Source organism: Corynebacterium sp., assembly GCF_030530965.1.
GTDB lineage: Bacteria > Actinomycetota > Actinomycetes > Mycobacteriales > Mycobacteriaceae > Corynebacterium.
Genome location: NZ_JAUMTY010000038.1, coordinates 1 through 21,084 on the forward strand (window position 1 = coordinate 1; position 21,084 = coordinate 21,084).

Here is a 21,084-nt window from a genome sequence, read left to right on the forward strand (position 1 = left end):
ATACCTCAGCCTTCCAAGCTGAAGACGCGGGTTCGATTCCCGTCATTCCCTCCATTATGTCGGAGACATCGAAAGTCCTGACGACAATAAGACCCGGTTGGTTTCCACGCTTGCGGAGAACTAGCCGGGTTTCGTCGTATGACTATGCATGTGCCCAAACAGGTTCTTCAGGGTTATACGCCAATAGTGTCCGTGTGCCGGAAAACTGTGGCGGTATATCGGGGTCGGTTGTGAAAACTGCGTGGGGATATGGGCGAGAAATGGCCGAAAATTGACCATATAGCCCCGCACTTTTATTTTGGGGCGCGTATTCCCCCGCACTTTTGGGTTCCACGCGGGCTCTAGGTGTAGCTTGCCCGCAGTTTTACGTGTACCGGCTCCTTCTTTGGTGCGTCGGTGCTTCGCGCCCCAGGAATTGGGTTCTTCCCGGGTGTTATACGACAAAACGCGGTGTGGACACTTTGTTGTATAGGTTATGTCGTCATCATGCGGCAGTGCCCGTCGTGAGACAGGAGACGTAAGGCATAGGACTTAAGGCATAGAGCTGCTGTCATGGTGGAGAGTGGTGAACGGCGCAGTCGTGTTCCATTGCTAATCCATAAGTTCACCGTGTAACATCACAAAAAGCTCTTTCACCACGTATTTTGCGGTGGATAACGCTGAATAGTGGGGGTCATTGAAAGTGGCAAAAACGGTGCCCGTAGACTCTAGTTGTCTTCGGCACATGTGGCCGGTGGACTTTCTTTCATACCGGGGTATGGCGCAGCTTGGTAGCGCACTCGCTTTGGGAGCGAGGGGTCGTGGGTTCGAATCCCGCTACCCCGACCAGGAGTGGCCCGGCCGGTCAGACACGACGTTTGGCAGGCCGGGTCTCCACAAATAGAGAGAAATTGTATTCCAAATAACCAACGACACCACAGGAGTGTGCATCCGTGAAGAGCTCCGTTGAGCAACAGAGCGCGACTCGCGTAAAGCTTACTGTCGAAGTTCCTTTTGACGAGCTTCAGCCGGAGATCGACCAAGCCTACCGCTCGCTGGCGCAGCAGGTCACACTCCCTGGCTTCCGTAAAGGCAAGGTTCCTCCGCGCGTTCTTGAGGCGCGGCTCGGTCGTGGGGCTATTCTCGACCAGGCCATCAACAACATGCTGCCCAGTCGCTACAGCCAGGCTGTTGAAGAGCATGACCTCAAGGTCCTCACGCAGCCGACCATTGACATCACCCGGTTGGAAGATAACGAGCTCGTTGAGTTCACCGCAGAGGCTGACGTCCGCCCGGAGATTGACCTTCCTGATTTCTCCACGATCGAGGTCGAAGTTGATCCGCTCGTTGCCGACGACGCCGCTGTCGACGCTGAGCTGGACAACCTCCGCGCACGTTTCGGCACCTTGAAGGCAGTGGAGCGCCCAGTCCAGAAGGACGACTTCGTCTCCATTGACCTGTCCGCCACCGTGGGTGGCGAACCCGTTGACGAAGCCACAACCGAAGGCCTTTCCCACCAGGTCGGCAACGGTGAGCTCATCGAGGGCTTGGACGACGCGCTCGAGGGCATGAAGGTCGATGAATCAAAGACCTTTAAGTCGAACCTCGTTGCCGGTGACCACGAAGGCGAAGAGGCCGAGGTCACTGTCACCGTGAAGTCGCTCAAAGAACGTGAGCTTCCCGAAGCTGACGATGACTTCGCTCAGCTCGCATCGGAATTCGACACCATCGGCGAGCTTCGTGAGTCCTTGGCCAAGCAGGTCGAGGAAAACAAGAAGGCTGAGCAGGCGTCGTCGATCCGGGACAAGGTTCTCGAGAAGGCTCTGGAAAAGACCGACTTCGAGCTGCCAGAAGCCGTCGTTGAAGAGCAGGTTAAAGGCCAGTTGAATCAGCTCCTGCAGCAGTTCAATGGCGATGAGAAAGCCTTTGACCAGCTTCTCGCCGCTCAGGGCAGCAGCCGCGAAGAGTTCGATCGCGACACTCGGTCCAGCGCCGAAGAGGCTGTGCGGACTCAGCTGTTCCTCGACACTCTCGCTGATGAGCTTCAGCCAGAGGTGAGCCAGCAGGAATTCACCGAGCACATTATGTTCACCGCCCAGCGGTACGGCATGGAGCCTCAGCAGTTCATGCAGGCCATTCAGGCGTCGGACCAGATCGGTGCCCTTTACGCCGACGTCCGTCGTGGCAAGGCTTTGGCTGAATCCATCTGCACGGTTTCAGTCAAGGACACCGATGGCAACGAGATCGATCCGAAAGAATACTTCGGTGAAGAAGAAAACACCGACGAGACTTCGACCGGGTCCGCAGATGCCGAAGCATCTGAAAACAGCGAAGCAACGCCGTCGGGCACCGAGACCGAAGAATCGGCTGAATTCGATCAAGCGGCGGAAGCTCCCGTGGCAACGCCCACCGATGACGATTCAGAGAACGCTGAAAAATAAACCGTTGACTTGCGGATAATTCCGACACTGCCCCCACGCCCCGAAAGGTGTGGGGGCATCGGCATCTCATACCGACGCACGCTAACAGCGAACAGAGCACAAAAGGCGAGCCACACTTCATCGAATTAGCTAGTCTGGGGTGCACCCAAAAACATTGGAAAGTGAGCGTACATAATGAACTTTTCCTCAAACGACACTGGACTTAGTGCTCAGAAGGGATATTCTGCCCCCACCATGGACAATGGGACAGCAGGACTAAACCTTAACGATTCCGTCTTCGAGCGACTGCTGCGGGAACGCATTATCTTCCTCGGCACCGAGGTTAATGACGACATCGCCAACCGGCTGTGCGCACAGATCCTTTTGCTCTCCGCGGAGGACCCGACGCGGGACATTTCGTTGTACATCAACTCGCCCGGTGGCTCTGTGACTGCAGGCATGGCGATTTATGACACTATGACGTACGCGCCGTGCGACATCGCCACGTACGGGATGGGCCTGGCTGCCTCCATGGGCCAGTTCCTCCTCACCGCGGGGACAAAAGGCAAGCGTTACGCTTTGCCTCACGCTCGCATTTTGATGCACCAGCCGTCGGCAGGTGTTGGCGGAACGGCAGCCGATATCGCCATTCAGGCAGAGCAGTTCGCCCGCACCAAGCGCGATTTGGCCGAGCTCAACGCGCAGCACACCGGCCAGCCGCTGGAGCGGATTCAGAAGGACTCCGACCGTGACCGCTGGTTCGATGCCCAGGAGGCCTTAGAGTACGGCTTTGTTGACCACGTGATTACATCGGCGAAGGAGGAGACAGAGTAGTGGCCATGAACCCTAGCGATGAACTCAACCAGTATTCTTCTTCTCAACTGAACGGGGTTTCCCACATGCAGATGCCAGAAAGCCGCTACATCCTCCCATCATTTGTCGAGCACAGCTCATTTGGGGCCAAAGAATCCAACCCGTATAACAAGCTTTTCGAAGAGCGCATCATCTTCCTCGGCACCCAGGTTGACGACGCCTCCGCCAACGACATCATGGCTCAACTCCTCGTCCTCGAGGGGCTAGACCCGGACCGTGATATCACCATGTACATCAACTCGCCCGGCGGATCGTTCACGTCGCTCATGGCGATTTACGACACCATGCAGTACGTCCGTCCCGACGTCGTCACTGTCTGCTTGGGGCAGGCTGCGTCGGCTGCTGCAGTGCTGTTGGCAGCCGGTACTCCGGGCAAGCGTGCTGCGTTACCGAACGCGCGCGTCCTTATCCACCAGCCAGCGACGCAGGGTACGCAGGGTCAGGTTTCCGACCTCGAAATCCAGGCCGCAGAGATCGAGCGTATGCGGACCTTGATGGAGACCACCTTGGCTCGGCACACTGGCGTATCAGCGGAACAGATCCGTATCGATACCGACCGCGACAAGATCCTCACCGCCGAAGGCGCGAAGGAATACGGAATCATCGACCAAGTCTTTGATTACCGGAAGGCCTCTGCACAGAAATAAGGCGGAGTACCTACGCCACCAGGGCCTATGAACCGGAAGTGCCGGTTTGCTGCCCAGTTTTATAATGAAATGACAACGAGCCCAGAATGAGCGCGGAATCGACTAGCTCCGCTGCTATTCTGGGCTTTGGTCTCGGATAGACAACCACGAACGGTTGTACGCCTACGAAGTCGTTAGGGGTCAAGGGAATTTATGGCACGTATGCAGGAAAGCGCGGATGTCCTGAAGTGCTCTTTTTGCGGAAAGAGCCAGAAACAGGTCCGCAAACTCATCGCGGGCCCAGGTGTGTACATCTGCGACGAATGCATCGACCTGTGCAATGAAATTATCGAAGAAGAATTTGATAATTCACCCGCACAGAAGACCGACAAGGCACTACCGAAGCCATCGCAGATCGTCGACTTTCTCGGTGATTACGTCATCGGACAGGACACCGCAAAGCGGACTTTAGCTGTGGCGGTTTACAACCACTACAAGCGCATCCAAGCCGATGAGAATGACCACCATAAGTCTGACGACGATATAGAGATCGCCAAGTCCAACATCCTCATGCTCGGCCCGACTGGTTCCGGCAAGACCTACCTAGCGCAAACACTGGCCCGCATGCTCGACGTTCCCTTCGCCATGACCGACGCGACCAGCCTGACGGAGGCCGGCTATGTCGGTGAAGACGTGGAGAACATCCTTCTCAAGCTCCTCCAGGCTGCGGACTTTGATGTTGATCGTGCCCAGCGCGGAATTATTTATATCGACGAGGTCGACAAGATTTCACGCAAGTCGGAAAACCCTTCGATCACGAGGGACGTTTCAGGCGAGGGTGTTCAGCAGGCGTTGCTGAAAATTCTCGAAGGAACGGTGGCCTCGGTCCCGCCGCAGGGTGGCCGGAAGCATCCGAACCAAGAATTTATCCAGCTCGACACGAAGAACGTCTTGTTCATCGTTGCCGGTGCCTTCGCGGGCTTGGAGAAAGTCATTGGTGAGCGCCGCGGAAAACAAGGCCTCGGATTCGGCGCGAATGTGTCCTCGAAGGAGGAAAACGAACTCGATGCGTTCTCCTATGTTCAGCCAGAAGACCTGGTGAAATTCGGGTTAATTCCCGAGTTCATTGGGCGCCTCCCGGTCGTCGCTACCGTCAATGATCTTGACCGCGAAGCGCTGGTTCGTGTGTTGACTGAGCCGAAGAACTCGCTGGTTAAGCAGTACAGCAGGCTGCTCGACATGGACGGCGTAACCCTGACCATGGAGGAGGGGGCGCTCAATGCCATTGCCGACAAAGCCATCGAACGTGGTACGGGGGCTCGTGGTCTGAGGGCGATCCTGGAAGAGATCTTAGGACCAGTTATGTTCGAGGTCCCTGACTCGGAAGACGTTACCGAAGTGGTTATTTCAGAAGAATGCGTCACAGAAGGTGCTGAGCCGAGGCTGATTTCGTCCACGGAGGCAGAAAGGGAATCCGCCTAAAGCCGGTGGCGCTACAAGGCCGGTTTTTCTTAAAGGCCGGCCACCTCAACCCGTACATGGTTGCCGACGATTCACGTGCGGAAACCAAACTGTCGGAGCGCGAACCGCGGCCCAACGTTCAATCAGTCGCGGTAAAACTCCGAGAACGGACCAAATTGTTCGTCGAACCGATTGGTCTCATTAGAGGCCGGCGCGTCGCTGCCGTCCAACAGATCACCATCGCCATATAGCGGCGTATTCTCCCGCTCGCTCGCACGAAGCTGCTCGGTGGTGACGGTATAGGAATCTCCCTCGCGCGTGGCCATCGTCGTCGTCAAGAGGCTGATCACAGTATCTTGAATCAGCGCATTAATACCATCGCGGTTGCTTTCGTCGCCGGTAGCTACGTCGTACATAGACCGGAAGGTCGACTGGTTATACGCAGGAAACGTCGCCAATGCGCAGATGATGAAGTAAATATCGATCGCGGACACCCCGGGCCGGAATGCGCCGTGATCCTGGCCATTCATCAGCAGTCCCCCGATCTGCAAAACGGCGGGTGAACCAGAAAAGATGTGGACATCGGCATCTTGGGGGAGGATCCCGAGCAGGTTTTCCATGGCCAACATCCTGGCCGACCGCGGCTCGGCAAAGAACTTCTTCACAAGGATGTCAATGAGCTGCCGGATCGCCTCAACCGGCACGTCACTGTCAGGAATAAGATCTTCTGCCTTCGGGTGGAGGAGCGTTTCCGCATAGCGCAGGCACTCCATATACAGGCCTTTTTTGTCGCCGTAATAGTAATGGATCATCCGTTTAGAGACACCGGACGCGCTCGCGATGTTTTCCAGGCGAGCCTCGTTATAGCCGACGTTAGAAAAAACGGTCAGCGCGGCGTCGAGAATTTCCTCATGCTCGGGGGCTGAGGTCTCAGCGTCCTTCGAGATAGGGCCGGTATCGATGGAAATGAGGTCGGGTGCTGAGGGGGAGTCGTTGTGTAAAGGCGATGTTGACATACTCATTACTTCGAACGGGGTTGACATCTATGGCTTCAGTTCGCGGCGTGCTGAGTCTGTTGCCTCATGCTCCTTGATCCCTCATCGAATGATCCACATTATCGACGAGCTTATGATCCAGTCCGCCACCAACCTCCACGTGCTAGTGATGCTGATCGACTAACGGTGGTAGAGGAACAGTTACGGTCTCGACCTGGTGCCATAATTACCAACACAATCGTAGACATTAGTTTTTACTTTCTGCATTGTCTCTTGGTTTATCCCAGTTCGCAGAGCATTTTTGACCTTATTCGGGGGTAGTTAAGTACATAGCGTCCCGATCAATGCCCACCTTTATACGATCGACGCGTGCAACTACCCCCTTGCCAAGAAAGAACCTACGGAATGGTAGGTGCCACGACTGTTGCCGTGTGGAGGGTGTGGTGTGGACGGGCGCAACCGCGACGCAACTCTGTCTACGCAGGTCTGTATATGCAGGGTGGCCGCGTCAAGGAGTATCGTTGGAGGCGTGCGGACCTACCGTTCCGTAGCTCTTTTCCGGGCAACTGATCCCTCGAGTAGTAGGTGGATGGCCCGACTGTGAACGGGTGGTACGCGGTACACCGATATGTAGGGAAGGTTTTAATGACTGCTGAAGGAAAGAATCCCGTCAACGTTGCTGTTTCCGGAGCATCCGGACAGATTTCGTACTCTTTGCTCTTCCGCATTGCTTCAGGTGACGTCTTTGGTAAGGACACTCCGGTTCACCTCCGGCTGCTCGATATTCCGCAGGCTGTTTCCGCTGCTCAGGGTGTCGCGATGGAGCTCTTTGACGCTGCATTCCCGCTGGTCACCGGTATCACGGTCACCGATAAGGCAGAGGAAGCATTCGAGGATGCTCAGGCGGTTTTCTTGGTTGGTTCCAAGCCCCGCGGTAAAGGGGAGGAACGCTCCGATCTCCTCGCAGCAAACGGCAAGATTTTTGGGCCCCAAGGTAAAGCAATCAACGACCACTCTGCTAAAGATGTGCGCGTACTCGTCGTGGGCAACCCTGCCAACACCAACTGCCTGATCGCGAAGGCCAGCGCCCCCGACATCCCGGCCAACCACTTCACCGCCATGACCCGTCTGGATCACAACCGGTCGCTGGCTCAGCTCTCCGAAAAGCTGGGTGCCCCGGTGAAAGACTTCGCGAAGATGACGGTGTGGGGTAACCACTCTGCCACGCAGTTCCCCGATGTCACCTACGCCACGGTCAATGGCGAGTCTGTTGCTGACAAGGTCGATGAGAAGTGGCTTGCCGACGAGTTCCGTCCGCGTGTTGCCAAGCGTGGGGCTGAAATCATCGAGGTCCGCGGTAAGTCCTCGGCAGCCTCCGCAGCCTCGGCAGCCATCGATCACATGCGCGACTGGTTCGCCGGAACCCCGGAAGGCGACTGGGTATCCGTGTCGCTTCCGTCGGATGGTTCCTACGGTATCGACGAAGGCCTGGTCGCTTCCGTCCCGTGCCGCTCGGTGAACGGTGAGTGGGAAGTTGTTAAGGACCTGGAGATTTCCGACGCACAGCGCAAGCTCATCGATGCCAACGTGGAGGAGCTCCGTAACGAAAAGAAGATCGTGGAGGATAGCGGCTTGATCTAGCCCTGACAGTCCTCGACGACTGATCGGCGCCCCGTAAGCGTAGTAGGCGCCCGTTAGGCGTTGTAAAAACGGTTGTTTAAGGCCCGGCTCTCCCTGGTGGAAGAGTCGGGCCTTGTGCCGTCGTTGCCCCGAAACGGCATATGTCCTCGGTCCGTTTTAGAATGAACCTCATGAATTCAGCCCGTCATACGCCGCAAGGCTCCTCGTCATCATCGAAATCCTCTACGACGAACCGCGCAGACCTCTTACCTAAGCAGTGGAATCCCGCGGATGTTGAGAAGGAACTCTATGAGAGCTGGGTAAACAAGGGCTACTTCACGGCGGATGCGTCGTCATCGAAGCCGTCGTATTCCATTGTTTTGCCGCCGCCGAATGTGACCGGGCAGTTGCACATGGGCCATGCACTGGACCACACGATTATGGATGCTCTTGCTCGCCAGAAGCGGATGCAAGGCTATGAGGTCCTGTGGCTCCCGGGGATGGACCACGCGGGTATCGCCACCCAAACCAAGGTTGAGGCGCTTCTCAAGGAGACAGAGGGGAAGGACCGCTTCGATTACGGCCGCGAGGAATTCGTCGACAAGGTGTGGTCGTGGAAGAAAGACTACGCCGAGAGAATCGGCAACCAGATGCGCGCCTTGGGGGATTCTCTGGACTGGTCGCGTGAGAGGTTTACCCTCGACGAGGGGCTCTCGCGTGCGGTTCAGACCATGTTCAAGAAGCTTTATGATCAGGGGCTGATTTACCGTGCGAACCGAATGGTGAATTGGTCGCCGAAGTTAGAGACCGCGATCTCGGATATCGAGGTCGTGTACTCCGACGACGAGGGCGAGCTCGTTTCCATCCGCTACGGTTCGCTCAACGACGACGAGCCGCACGTCATTGTCGCGACGACGCGTGTTGAGACGATGCTGGGCGACGTCGCCGTGGCCGTCCACCCTGACGATGATCGATACAAAGACCTTGTCGGTAAAGAATTACCGCACCCCTTTATCGAAGGCCGCATGATGAAGGTCATTGCCGACGATTATGTCGATCCGGAATTCGGCACCGGTGCTGTGAAGATCACGCCGGCTCATGACCCCAACGACTTCGCGATGGGGCAGCGCCACAATCTCGATATGCCTGTTGTGTTGGATAAGACGGCGCATATTGCGGATACCGGGACTCAATTCGATGGCATGGATCGGTATGAGGCGCGGAAGGCGATCACGGAGGCGCTGCGCGAACAGGGCCGAATTGTGAAGGAGATCCGCCCCTATGTTCACTCGGTGGGCCACTCCGAGCGGACCAAGGAGGCCATTGAGCCACGCCTGTCCGAGCAATGGTGGGTGAAGGTCGATGGCCTTGCCAAGATGGCATCTGAAGCGGTGAGCAGCGGTGATACCGTCATCCACCCGGAAAGCCAGACACCCCGCTGGTTCGATTGGGTCGACAACATGCACGATTGGTGCATTTCTCGTCAGCTGTGGTGGGGCCACCGGATTCCGATTTGGTATGGCCCCGACGGTGAGGTCGTTTGTTGCGGCCCCGACGATGAACCTCCAACAGGTGAGGGCTGGCACCAGGATCCCGATGTGTTGGATACCTGGTTTTCCTCAGGTCTGTGGCCGTTCTCGACGATGGGCTGGCCGGAGCACACCAAGGATCTAGACAAGTTCTACCCGACGTCCGTGCTGGTCACCGGCTACGACATCCTGTTTTTCTGGGTGGCCCGAATGATGATGTTCGCCACCTACGCCGATACCCTTGAGGACTCAACCCTTCATGATGGCCAGGGTGCGACGGCGAAGGACGGCCGTCCTCAGGTACCGTTCACGGACATTTTCTTGCACGGTCTTGTCCGCGATGAACAGGGCCGGAAGATGTCGAAGTCACTGGGCAATGGCATCGACCCCATGGATTGGGTGCGCGATTATGGAGCCGACGCTTTGCGCTTCACGCTGGCTCGCGGTGCAAACCCGGGAACAGACTTGCCGCTCGGTAGCGACGCCGCGCAGTCCTCGCGTAATTTTGCGACGAAGCTCTTCAACGCAACCCGGTTCGCGCTGATGAATGGCGCGCAGGTGGGCCCGTTGCCAGAGCGCTCCTCGCTCACGGACGCTGACCGGTGGATCCTGGACCGCCTGGAGGCCACCCGTCAGTACGTCGATAAGTCCCTGGACAAGTACGAATTCGCGAAGGCGAGCGAGGCGCTCTATCACTTCACGTGGGACGAGTTCTGCGACTGGTACCTGGAAATCGCGAAGACGCAGATCCCGCGCGACCCCGAGGACAATGATGCAACCGGGCAGGCCACGCAATGTGTTATCGGCCGAGTGCTGGATACAATTCTGCGTCTGCTCCACCCGACGATGCCGTATGTGACAGAAACACTGTGGACCGCGCTCACCAATGGGGTGGAAGGGCAGAAAGAGTCTCTGGTTGTTTCTTCCTGGCCTGATGCGTCCATGACGACAAACGGTGCCGACGCCGACCTCGTTGCTCAACGTCGCGTGGAGGACCTCATCAAATTGGTGACGGAAATCCGCCGTTTCCGTTCCGACCAGGGCGTGAAACCGTCACAGCGGGTACCTGCCCGGGTTGATTGCGCCGCTGCGGATCTTCAGGAGCAAGAACCTGCCATCCGTAATTTGGCTCGTATCGACGAACCCTCAGACGGATTCTCCGCGACGGCGTCCATTGAACTGCGCTTATCGCAAACCACGATTACTGTCGAACTGGATACGTCCGACACCGTCGATAAGGACGCTGAGCGGAAGCGTATGGAGAAAGACCTCAAAGCGGCGAACAAGGAACTGGAAACCACCGGTAAGAAGCTGGCCAACGAGAACTTCCTCACGAAGGCGCCGGATGCCGTGGTCAACAAGATCCGTGAGCGTCGAGCTATTGCCGAGGAAGAGGTCGCGAGGATTTCAGCGCGGTTGGCAGACCTCGGATAAGCCCCGGAAAACTGGGCGGAAACCCCCGGTGAATGCGGACGAACTGCATAGAACGAAGCGGGATACAAGGAAGAAGGTATGAATGGTGGCAGGTCGTGACGAGGATGACCTCGGCAATGACGGGGGAATCCCCCATTCCCATCACGACAAGATCGAGGGCAATTCAGTCGATCCGGCATCACTGAGCCCGGAGGACATCAACGCCGCGATCTCCGATGATCTCGAAGTCGATGATGCTGGGCTGACGTTGCCCTTGAGCGACGAGACAAAGCCGGAAGTCGTGCACCGCACCATCACACCGGACGATCTCGAGGCGCTGGCGGACGTCGAAGACCAGCTCAATTCGCGCTGGCCAGAGACGAAAATTGATCCCACCCTGGATCGCATGCATCAGGTGCTCGATCTTTTGGGTGATCCTCAGCACGCATACCCATCTATTCACGTTGCGGGAACGAATGGGAAAACCTCCGTCACGCGGATGATTGAATCCCTCCTTCGTGCGTTTCACCGTCGCACCGGCCGTACCACCAGCCCTCACCTGCAGTCGGTGACGGAACGAATTGCCATCGATGGGGAGCCCATCCATCCCGCAGACTTTGTGCAGACCTGGAAATCCATTAAGCCCTTCGTCGAGATGGTCGACCGCCGATCTGAGGACGACGGGGGACCGCGTATGAGTACCTTTGAAGTGCTCACGACGATGGCATTTGCCGCATTTGCCGACGCCCCCGTCGATGTTGCTGTCGTCGAGGTCGGCATGGGTGGCCGTTGGGATGCAACGAATGTCGTGCACGGCGACGTGACCGTGATAACCCCGGTGGGAATGGACCATTCCGAATACCTCGGCGACACCATTGAAGAAATTGCCGGTGAAAAAGCGGGAATTATTAAGTCTCGGTGGGACAAGGATGACCTTCTTACCCCGCCCGATAATGTCGCCATTATCGCCGAGCAGGACCCCGCCGCGATGAATGTGATCCTGGAACAAGCGGTGTCCGTCGATGCATCGGTGGCCCGCGCCGGGAGTGAATATGGCGTCGTTGAGCGATCCGTGGCTGTTGGCGGGCAGACCTTAACTATTCGCGGTCTCGGGGGAACATACGAAAACATCTTCCTCCCGCTGTCTGGTGCCTACCAGGCCCGGAATGCTGCGACAGCGCTTGCCGCCGTCGAGGCTTTCTTTGGCGCGGGAGGCGGACGGCAATTGGACGTCGACACTGTCCGCGAGGGCTTCGGTAACGTCAGTTCACCAGCCCGTTTAGAGCGCATCCGAACCTCGCCATCGGTATTTGTTGACGCCACCCATAACCCCCAAGGTGCCCGCGCTTTAGCCGAAACCCTTCATGACGATTTTTCTTTCCGACGCCTCATCGGCATCGTCAGCATCTTCCAAGACAAAGATGTCGTCGGAGTGTTGGAAACCCTGCGCGACACGTTTGATGAAATCGTTGTCACGGAGGTCGACTCGCCACGAGCTATGCCCGTCGACGAGTTAGCAGAGCTCGCGCGCACGCTTTTCGGTGATGAACGGGTGCATGTTGCAGCCTCTATGGCCGACGCCATCGAAGACTCTGTTGCGCTGGCCGAAGAGGAAGGCGAGGAAGAAGGCTATGGTTTGGCTGGAACAGGGGTCGTCATAACGGGCAGTGTTTATTCAGCAGGCCGTGCGCGTGCGCTGCTAGGAAAGGAACCGGAGTAGTGGTGGATCGACGAGAAACAGGTTCGGGTCGCGACGGTGCCCAGCGGCCCGGCGACCAGCGGTCTGGTAGTCAGCGCCCCGGCGCGAAGGGCGACGACGCGATCGAGTATGGCCCTCTAGGGCCCGGCCATGATCCGGTGAAGGACCCGCTGAAAGGGTTGCGGGGAGTGATGGCCGGAACCTTGATCATGGAGTTCATCACCTTCTTACTGGTTCTCCCCGTGGTAGCCCGAGTTGACGAAGGCGCGTATAACACGCCTTTCAACATCGTGTCGGTGATCGTATTTTGCGTTGCCTTATTGGTGATGTCGTTCCTACAGGGGAAGCCTTGGGCCCTGGGGGTCGACTTGTTCTTGCAGGTCGTTGCCATCGTCGGGTTCATTGTTCATCCCGCAATGGGTGTGATGGGTATCGTTTTCGCACTCGTCTGGGCGTACATCGTGTACCTGCGCAAGAACTTAATCGAGCGAATGAAGCGCGGGTTGTTAACTACCCAGCACACATAGATCCGCGGAACATGCAGGGGGATCGGGGGATCCGGGGGACCTTTCGTCGGGGGACAAGCGGTAATCGGGGAATCGGGCGAGTCGGGTGGGGCATCGTGGAGAGCATCGCCGTTGCCCGCGTCGGCAAGCTCGTTAAGCATCCGCACCAGAGCCCGACCTCGTCTTCGGGATGTTGATGTAATAATATGTTCAAACATCAATAATATTGCGACCTGTGGGCTGACCCCTCGATAGGTACCCGCACTGATCACGTAACGAGAGACACCAACATGGCTTCACATCACACCGATCCTATTCCCGGTCGAATCCGGGAACGTGGGGTCTTCCATCCGGGTACATGGATTGCAGCTGTCATCGTTGCAGTCTTAGTCGCGATGTTCATCCACGGCCTGATTACAAACACCAACTATCAGTGGGACGTGGTCAACGACTACATCCGCGACGTGAACGTCGTGAAAGGTGTTGGGTGGACCCTGCTGCTGACCGTTCTGGCCATGGCGATCGGTATTGTGCTGGCTGTGACCGCGGCCATTATGCGGCAGAGTGAGAATCCTGTTCTTCGCTCCGTTGCTTGGGCGTATATTTTCGTTTTCCGTGGAATCCCGGTCTACACCCAGTTAGTTTTCTGGGGGCTGTTGGCTGTTCTGTATCCGAAGTTGTCCATGGGGGTTCCCTTTGGCCCCGAGTTCTTCAAATTCGATACATCCGACATCATCACGGCGTTTTGGGCTGCAACACTGGGGCTTGGTTTTAACGAAGGTGCCTATCTTGCCGAAATCGTCCGATCCGGTTTAGAGAGCGTGGACGAAGGCCAGCATGAGGCCGCCCGGGCCCTGGGGATGAAGCACAGCACTGTCCTTCGTCGAATTATTATCCCGCAGGCGATGCGCGTCATTATCCCGCCGCTAGGGAATGAAACCATCGGCATGCTGAAGACGACCTCCCTGGTTCTGGCCGTTCCGTTTACCCTGGATCTGCAGTACGCAACCAATGCCATTGCCAACCGTCTCTATGCACCGATCCCGCTGCTGATCGTCGCGGCGCTGTGGTACCTCGTCGTGACCAGCGTGCTCATGGTTGGGCAGTACTTCCTCGAGCGATATTTCGGCCGCGGTTTTGATAAAAACCGTAGCTCCAAACGAATCCAAAAAGTGGCGTCTGACCCGTCGAAACTGAGCAAAATCCCGGAGGTCGAACAGTGAGTAAGCCCGTAAACGCGGATCAGAATACATCGACGAGTACGACGTCGGCGACGACGGCTACGGCCGGTTCGGGTGAGCCGCTAGTTGTCATCGACGGTTTGTGGAAAGCCTTCGGTGAGCTGGTCATCCTCAAAGACGTGTCATTGTCGGTGAATCGTGGTGACGTCACCGTGCTCATCGGTCCATCAGGGTCAGGCAAGTCGACTTTACTGCGCTGCGTTAACCAACTGGAGCGAATCCAGGCAGGTTCCATTCGGATCGATGGAGAGCTGCAGGGGTACGAACAAGAACCCCTTTCCGACGGCCGACTCCAGCGTTTGAAAGCGAAAGACATCTCCCGACAGCGCTCCCGCATCGGGATGGTGTTCCAGCGGTTCAACCTTTTCCCGCACATGACTGCTTTGGAAAATGTGATGGAAGCGCCGCGCCGGGTTAAAGGTGTACCCAAAGAGAAGGCCAAGAAACGGGCACTTGAGCTCCTTGAACGGGTTGGACTAGGGGATCGCGCGACGCATTATCCGGGTGAATTGTCGGGTGGCCAGCAGCAGCGTGTCGCCATCGCGCGTGCGTTGGCTATGGATCCAGAGATTATGTTGTTCGACGAACCGACGTCGGCACTGGACCCCGAGCTGGTGTCTGAAGTCCTCACTGTTCTGCAAGAGCTTGCCGAGAGTGGAATGACCATGATCGTGGTGACTCACGAAATGGGATTCGCGCGCGAAATGGCCGATAACGTCGTGTTTATGGATGAAGGGCAGATTGTGGAGCAAGGCGCTCCGCAGGACGTGATCAACAACCCGAAGTCAGATCGACTCCAAGCTTTCCTCCAGTCGGTGTTGTGACGCGAGGATCTGGATGCTCTTCGGCCGTTCCGTGGGTGGGGAGCCCCATCTAGGAAAGACGCTTTGCTAAGCCTTTCAAGCGTAGGTGACTCATGACTTACAATGATGGTATGTCTGAACGTACCCTCATTCTGATTAAGCCCGACGCAGTCGAACGAGGCCTCGTAGGAGAGATTCTCGCCCGTATCGAGCGTAAGGGGCTCACATTCTCCGCCCTGGATCTGCGCGTGGCAGACCGGGAGACCGCGGAAAAGCACTACGAAGAGCACAAAGACAAGCCGTTCTTCAAAGACCTCATTGAATTCATCACATCGGGGCCGCTCGTTGCTGGAGTTGTCGAAGGCCCACACGCTATTGAGGCTTGGCGGCAGCTCGCTGGGGGTACCGACCCTGTGAAGAAAGCGACACCGGGGAGCATCCGCGGAGATTTCGCTCTCGACGTTGATGCCAACGTCGTTCATGGTTCGGACTCGCCGGAATCGGCAGAACGCGAAATCGGCATCTGGTTCCCGAACCTTTAAATTCGTATCGACCCCGCACGATGACCACATGGCACATGACAACATGTTGACGGTGCGGGAACGATAACGACACTCCGTTCACCAAGGCATCTGGCCTGGTTGTACGGGGAATTGTAGTGGGCGAGGGCTGCTGATCCGCCGCCCTCCGGTCCACCTATGACAAAATAATATTCGGAATGCAGACGGGCGAAGCTGCGCTGCAGCGCATGACCGCACATTGTGTGCCCCATGTGTGTCGTTTAACAGCGAGGGGCCGTCCGGGATTGCTCTATTACCCCGGTGTTTATAACCGCGAGCTTTTAGAAGATAGCTGCAAGCTGCGCCCCCGTTTCTGTTCCGCCAGCAAGCTTTACCATGACAAAAGAACCGCACTGCACACGCTGTCCAGCCGGATTTATACACGCACTGTGCTAGTCAGTGTTCGATGGTGCCGAGCAGACGTCGCTTGGAATGAGTAAGCCATCGTGCGCATGACGGACTGGACCATCGGCCCGTGCCAACTATCTGGGGCGCGACCACTGCGGTGCTGCTAAAGGAGAATTGTGGCTGACACAAGCCGTACACCCCGTCGACGTTCGGCAAAACGAACGACAAATACATCATCACAATCGAAGTCGAGGAACACTCGGGCATCACGAGCGGCCCATCCCGAGATGGTCACCGAATTAAGTGCCTTATCCGCCGGAACAAAAGCGGTCATTTCTTCACTCGACGAGCGTGACCTCGCCGCGAAAACACGTGTTCACCAGTTAGCGAAACTCATCGGGCATACGAGCAAAGAAGTCATTGCCCTTCTTGGTGCCGTCGGAATCAACGTCCGCAGTGCGCAATCGACCGTCACTCGTGAACAAGTGGCCGAATTCCGCGACCGCGTCCAAGCTGCAGACAAAGGCGGCTCTGACGACACCCGTGATGCCGAATCTCAGAACGCTGATACCGATAAGGAGCAGGCGGATAAGGCTGAGGCGAAGACGCCTGAGGGGGATAAGGCTGAGCCTGCCGACGTCGGCAAGTCTGAGGAAGATAAGTCCGAAGCAGAGGACGCTGATGCTGGGGAAGCCAACGTCGATGAGTCCGCGGTAGAAGAGACTGAGGCGGAAAAGACCGACGTCGATACGCCAGAAGCTGGCGAACCAAGCGCCGAAGAACTAGAAACTGGGAGCTCCGACACCGCTGAGGACCAGGAAGCGAATCATATTTCCATTCCGACTCCGATTTTCATGGCGCCCACGCCGGTCGCCACGAAGTCGACGGAATCCCGCGGTAAGTCAGGTGATTCTTCCACGTCCGATGACGAATCGTCAGAGGGCGCAGAGGACACGTCAGACGTCGACAATGAGGAGAATGACGACTCACCGTCATATCGACGCCGCCGGGGTCGCCGTGGCCGGGGCAAGAAGAACGTCGATGAGTCGCCGAAATCTCGTCACTCCAAAGATCACAATGAGGATGACACCTCGGAAGATGAGCGTGGTTCGTCGTCCAAGCGATCGAAGAAGAGCAGCGATAAGGGCAAATCGGGGGACAAGAAAGACCACAAACACGACTCAAATAAGCACGACTCCAACAAACGTAAGGACAAGAACAAGAAGGGGCGTTCCTCGGGCAACAACTCCTCGGGTAACGGTGATGGCTCCGGCGAGGGGAAACAGGAGTCGCCGAAGTCCGATGAGCCCACCAAGATCAAGGGCTCTACACGTGCTGCAGCCGCGCGGAAGCGTCGCGAAGAAAACAAGCGCGACAAACACCAGACCATCAGCACGGCTGAGTTCCAGGCGCGCCGGGACGCAGTTCACCGCCGGATGATTGTTCGCGATTCAGTACGATCCGATGGCTCCGGAAAAGTCACGCAAGTCGCCATCATGGAAGATGACCAGCTGGTCGAACACTTCGTGACGTCGGAACGCACGCGGACCCTCGTCGGCAATATTTACTTAGGGCGGGTCCAAAACGTCCTGGCCAGCATGGAGGCCGCGTTCGTCGATATCGGAACCGACCGCAACGGCGTGATCTACTCCGGAGACATTGATTGGCGGCACACTCGGCACACCGGCCGTCAGCGGAAGATCGAAAAAGCGCTCAAGCCGGGCGATCCGATTCTGGTTCAGGTCACGAAGGATTCCGTTGGTCACAAGGGGCCGCGGCTCACCAGCCACATTTCGTTGGCGGGTCGGTACCTGGTGTACGTACCCGAAGGGCGTGCGCACGGGGTGTCGCGCAAGCTCCCGGAGCCCGAGCGGAAGCGCTTGAAGAAAGCCGTTTCCGGTATTTTGCCTGATGAGGGAGGTGCGATTATCCGCACGGCCGCTGAGGGCGTCGATACCGAGGACATCGCTCGTGATGTTCGTCGCCAGCAGAATGTGTGGGACACGATCCTTGAGAAAGCTGACGAGCTCCGTACTCTGCCGGGCTCGCAGGCGTCCTCCGGGAAAGGTTCCGGGAAGAAGAATTCGAAGGGCGGCAAGAAGGGATCGAAGCCGCACTTTGATGGCCCGCAAACACTGCATGAAGAGCCGAACCTGCTGGTTAAGGTCGTGCGTGACCTCTTCAACGAAGACTTCGATGAGCTTATTGTCGACGGGGACCGCTCGTGGTCGATGGTGTCGTCGTACATCCACCGCATTGCGCCGGACCTGGAAGAGAAACTGTCGAAGTATGAGCGTCAGGACCACGAGGGGCAGGACGCTTTCGGCCACTGGGGCATTGATAAGCAACTGAAACAAGCGCTGGACCGCGTGGTGTTCCTGCCGTCCGGAGGCACGCTCGTTATCGAGAAGACCGAGGCGATGACGGTCATTGACGTCAACACCGGCCGTTTCACCGGCTCGAGCGGCAGCCTCGAGGAAACCGTGACCCGCAACAACCTCGAAGCGGCCGACGAGATCGTCCGTCAAATGCGGCTGCGTGATATCGGCGGCATGATCGTCGTCGACTTCATCGACATGGTGCTGGAAGAGAACCAGGAACTGGTGCTTCGCCGGCTCAGTGAAGCCCTGGCCAAGGACCGGACCCGCCACCAGCTGGGTGAAGTGACCTCCTTGGGCCTTGTTCAGATCACCCGTAAGCGGCTGGGCAAGGGCTTGGTCGAGACCTTCTCGACGCCATGTAGCGAGTGCCACGGCCGTGGCTTTATCGTCCACGACGATCCCATCCTGTTGAGCAGCACGGATGATGATGAATCCGATGATGATAGCGCGGCGCTTCAGGACAATGTCGACAATGACCTGCCCGAGTACTCGTTTGACGACGATACCGACGATCATGCGGACGATACGTCGAGTGATTCCAAGGATGACCGGTCTAAGGGTGACCGCTCTGGGGGTGGCCGTTCTAAGAAGGGCCATGCTGGAAAAGGCGAGTCTGGGAAACAGAGTCATTCTGGAAAACAGGGCGACTCTGACGAGACGACCACGCGTCGGCGCTCCATCGAGGAAATCGCTGCAGCTGCAGTAATTCTTGCGGACGACGAAGATCCCGATGAGCCTAGTGGCGCTGATTATCTCCCAGCGGCGCAAGACTCTCGGAGTGGTGGCGACGATGACTCCTCTGGCGACAAGGATGGGCGTCCCCGTCGCCGGCGGCGTCGTAAAGCAACACGCTCATCGCGTGCCCAGCGTGAGGAGCAGGTAAAGGCAGACCACGCAGAGTCCGATAGCGCGAAAGTGAACCAGCCGGAAAGTGCGACGAAGCATGACGAGGAAACTGCCCGCCATGCTGACGGCAACGCGGACAAGGGGAGCGGAGAGAAGACCACACGCGGTAAGAAGCAGCGTGGTCGTCGTCACGCGACCCGCCGGAGCGCATCGCAGGCTAAGAAGGCATCGTCGTCGCAATCGAAGTCTCGCAATAAGGATGCGTCCCAGGCGAAGGACGAGCACCAAAGTCAGGATGCGTCCCGAACCAAATCCCGCTCGAAGGATTCGGGAGAGTCATCGTCCCGGTCCCGAGACAAGAAATCCTCCTCAGCAGACACCTCGTCTCAGCACAAGGAAACGTATGAGGAGGCACAACGGCAGTTCGACCGGTCGCCACGGCGTCGGCGAGCTACTCGCGGAAACTCCCGGTCCGATGTACCGCCGGAAAAGGACAACTATCCAGACGGTACAACCGGTAAAACCGGTAAAACGGGACGTAACTCGTCGAACGCTCCAGACCAGAAGCAGTCGGATAAGTCATCGGCCGACAACCGGTCAGAGCGCTCCGACAAGCGGGAAACCGACTCGCACAGTGGGTCATCCGCGCGCAAGAATGGCCGTCGTCGTGCGCGGCGAAGAGCCTCCACAAAGAAGTGATCGGTAGCTCAAGATGCCCGGGAGTAAACGTCGATTCGTTTCACACTGGTAACAATGATATAGACGGTTTTGTTATCCATCGGTGACCGGGTAGTCTTGAGCAGTCGCTGTTCGCAGGCCGACTGTCTAGACCCGTGTGTGCTCATGATTGCGCCCGGGCAACCGTTCATGTCATATGCCGCGAACACGTTAATAGTCCAGTCAGGGTGATTAGCCCTGAGCCGAGCGAAAAATAAAAAGGGGTAGCCCTCTTATGTACGCGATCGTCAAGACCGGCGGAAAGCAGTACAAGGTTGCTGAAGGTGACCTCGTCAAGGTCGAGAAGATCGAGGGTGAGCCGGGTTCGTCCGTGGCTCTCTCCCCGGTTTTGCTCGTCGACGGTGCCTCAATCACCTCAGGTGATGATCTGTCCTCAGTGGCAGTGAACGCCGAGATCGTCGAGCACACCAAGGGCCCGAAGATCCGCAACATGCATTACAGGAACAAGACCGGATACAAGCGTCGCCACGGGCATCGCCAGCCGTTGACCGTTGTGAAGATCACCGGCATCAAGTAAGTCTCGCGGCCGCTGCGGGTTCATGACCCACAGCTGCCACGTGCCCGAGTTTTTCCAAGGAGGGAAATCAACCAATGGCACACAAGAAAGGTGCGGCCAGCTCAAACAACGGTCGCGATTCAGAGTCAAAGCGCCTCGGCGTGAAGCGCTTCGGTGGCCAGCAGGTCAAGGCGGGCGAGATTCTTGTTCGCCAGCGTGGTACCTCATTCCACCCCGGCGAGAACGTCGGCCGTGGTGGCGACGACACGCTCTTCGCCCTGAAAGCAGGTGCAGTTCAGTTCGCTCGCAAGCGTAACCGTCGCACCGTCAATATCGTCGAGAACGTCGAAGCTGAGCCCGCCAAGGCCTAGTTCGCCGTCTCCGCAGCTCCTCCGGCGTCTGATCGCCCGGGGGAGTTCTTTTTATATGTGGAATAATGACCTGGCAGGTATGCCAAGCATTCCCACCCCACCCCAACCCCAACGATGTTGAGGGAGAACTCGTGAGCCACCACAGCCGGAATAGCACCACAACCCCTCACAGCGAATCT

The 21,084-nt window shown here is 57.4% G+C and carries 16 protein-coding genes and 1 tRNA gene; 15 read left to right on the forward strand and 2 right to left on the reverse strand.

The window, feature by feature from the left end; all coding sequences use genetic code 11:
- The first annotated feature begins 751 nt into the window (after positions 1-751).
- The 5 genes from Q3981_RS07675 to clpX all read left to right on the forward strand — a co-directional run bounded on the left by Q3981_RS07675 (position 752) and on the right by clpX (position 5,380).
- Positions 752-828, forward strand: a tRNA-Pro gene (locus Q3981_RS07675).
- 104 nt (positions 829-932) lie between these two features.
- The gene (gene tig, locus Q3981_RS07680) at positions 933-2,420 is read left to right on the forward strand and encodes a trigger factor (RefSeq protein WP_303124985.1); all 1,488 of its coding nucleotides are present in this window, start codon (positions 933-935) and stop codon (positions 2,418-2,420) included.
- Positions 2,421-2,594: 174 nt separating this feature from the next.
- The gene (locus Q3981_RS07685; RefSeq protein ID WP_303124987.1) at positions 2,595-3,233 is read left to right on the forward strand and encodes an ATP-dependent Clp protease proteolytic subunit; all 639 of its coding nucleotides are present in this window, start codon (positions 2,595-2,597) and stop codon (positions 3,231-3,233) included.
- A gap of 65 nt (positions 3,234-3,298) precedes the next feature.
- Positions 3,299-3,919: an ATP-dependent Clp protease proteolytic subunit gene (locus Q3981_RS07690; protein ID WP_041629449.1), complete on the forward strand. Its 621-nt coding sequence runs from the start codon at positions 3,299-3,301 to the stop codon at positions 3,917-3,919.
- A gap of 192 nt (positions 3,920-4,111) precedes the next feature.
- Entirely contained in the window at positions 4,112-5,380 is a 1,269-nt protein-coding gene (clpX, locus tag Q3981_RS07695; protein ID WP_303124989.1) for an ATP-dependent Clp protease ATP-binding subunit ClpX, read from the forward strand.
- A 122-nt stretch (positions 5,381-5,502) separates the two neighbouring features.
- On the opposite strand, the gene Q3981_RS07700 is transcribed toward clpX, so the two are convergent.
- Positions 5,503-6,375 carry a TetR/AcrR family transcriptional regulator gene (locus Q3981_RS07700; RefSeq protein WP_303124991.1) on the reverse strand — a complete coding sequence of 291 codons (873 nt, stop codon included), beginning with the start codon at positions 6,373-6,375 and terminating at the stop codon, positions 5,503-5,505.
- A 624-nt stretch (positions 6,376-6,999) separates the two neighbouring features.
- Here Q3981_RS07700 and Q3981_RS07705 point away from each other — a divergent pair.
- The 10 genes from Q3981_RS07705 to rpmA all read left to right on the forward strand — a co-directional run bounded on the left by Q3981_RS07705 (position 7,000) and on the right by rpmA (position 20,905).
- Complete coding sequence (locus tag Q3981_RS07705) at positions 7,000-7,995, forward strand: malate dehydrogenase (protein WP_303124993.1); 996 nt, start codon at positions 7,000-7,002, stop codon at positions 7,993-7,995.
- A gap of 170 nt (positions 7,996-8,165) precedes the next feature.
- Positions 8,166-10,937 (forward strand): valine--tRNA ligase, encoded by a 2,772-nt coding sequence (locus Q3981_RS07710; protein ID WP_303124995.1) that lies wholly within the window; start codon positions 8,166-8,168, stop codon positions 10,935-10,937.
- Between the two features lie 82 nt (positions 10,938-11,019).
- Complete coding sequence (locus tag Q3981_RS07715; protein WP_303124997.1) at positions 11,020-12,636, forward strand: folylpolyglutamate synthase/dihydrofolate synthase family protein; 1,617 nt, start codon at positions 11,020-11,022, stop codon at positions 12,634-12,636.
- A 101-nt stretch (positions 12,637-12,737) separates the two neighbouring features.
- Entirely contained in the window at positions 12,738-13,142 is a 405-nt protein-coding gene (locus Q3981_RS07720; RefSeq protein ID WP_303125011.1) for a DUF4233 domain-containing protein, read from the forward strand.
- A 269-nt stretch (positions 13,143-13,411) separates the two neighbouring features.
- Entirely contained in the window at positions 13,412-14,344 is a 933-nt protein-coding gene (locus tag Q3981_RS07725) for an amino acid ABC transporter permease (protein WP_012731992.1), read from the forward strand.
- Positions 14,345-14,433: 89 nt separating this feature from the next.
- Positions 14,434-15,186 (forward strand): amino acid ABC transporter ATP-binding protein, encoded by a 753-nt coding sequence (locus Q3981_RS07730; protein ID WP_303125013.1) that lies wholly within the window; start codon positions 14,434-14,436, stop codon positions 15,184-15,186.
- Between the two features lie 110 nt (positions 15,187-15,296).
- The gene (ndk, locus tag Q3981_RS07735; protein ID WP_303125000.1) at positions 15,297-15,707 is read left to right on the forward strand and encodes a nucleoside-diphosphate kinase; all 411 of its coding nucleotides are present in this window, start codon (positions 15,297-15,299) and stop codon (positions 15,705-15,707) included.
- 542 nt (positions 15,708-16,249) lie between these two features.
- A complete protein-coding gene (locus Q3981_RS07740; protein WP_303125002.1) occupies positions 16,250-19,999 on the forward strand; it encodes a translation initiation factor IF-2 N-terminal domain-containing protein in 3,750 nt (1,249 codons plus the stop codon).
- Positions 20,000-20,252: 253 nt separating this feature from the next.
- Positions 20,253-20,555 carry a 50S ribosomal protein L21 gene (rplU, locus tag Q3981_RS07745; RefSeq protein ID WP_012731988.1) on the forward strand — a complete coding sequence of 101 codons (303 nt, stop codon included), beginning with the start codon at positions 20,253-20,255 and terminating at the stop codon, positions 20,553-20,555.
- Between the two features lie 74 nt (positions 20,556-20,629).
- Complete coding sequence (gene rpmA, locus Q3981_RS07750; RefSeq protein ID WP_012731987.1) at positions 20,630-20,905, forward strand: 50S ribosomal protein L27; 276 nt, start codon at positions 20,630-20,632, stop codon at positions 20,903-20,905.
- Here rpmA and Q3981_RS07755 read toward each other — a convergent pair.
- Positions 20,902-21,084 (reverse strand): hypothetical protein (locus Q3981_RS07755; RefSeq protein WP_303125009.1); only part of this gene is annotated, 183 nt, incomplete at its 5' end. The two genes, rpmA and Q3981_RS07755, sit on opposite strands and share 4 nt — an antisense overlap.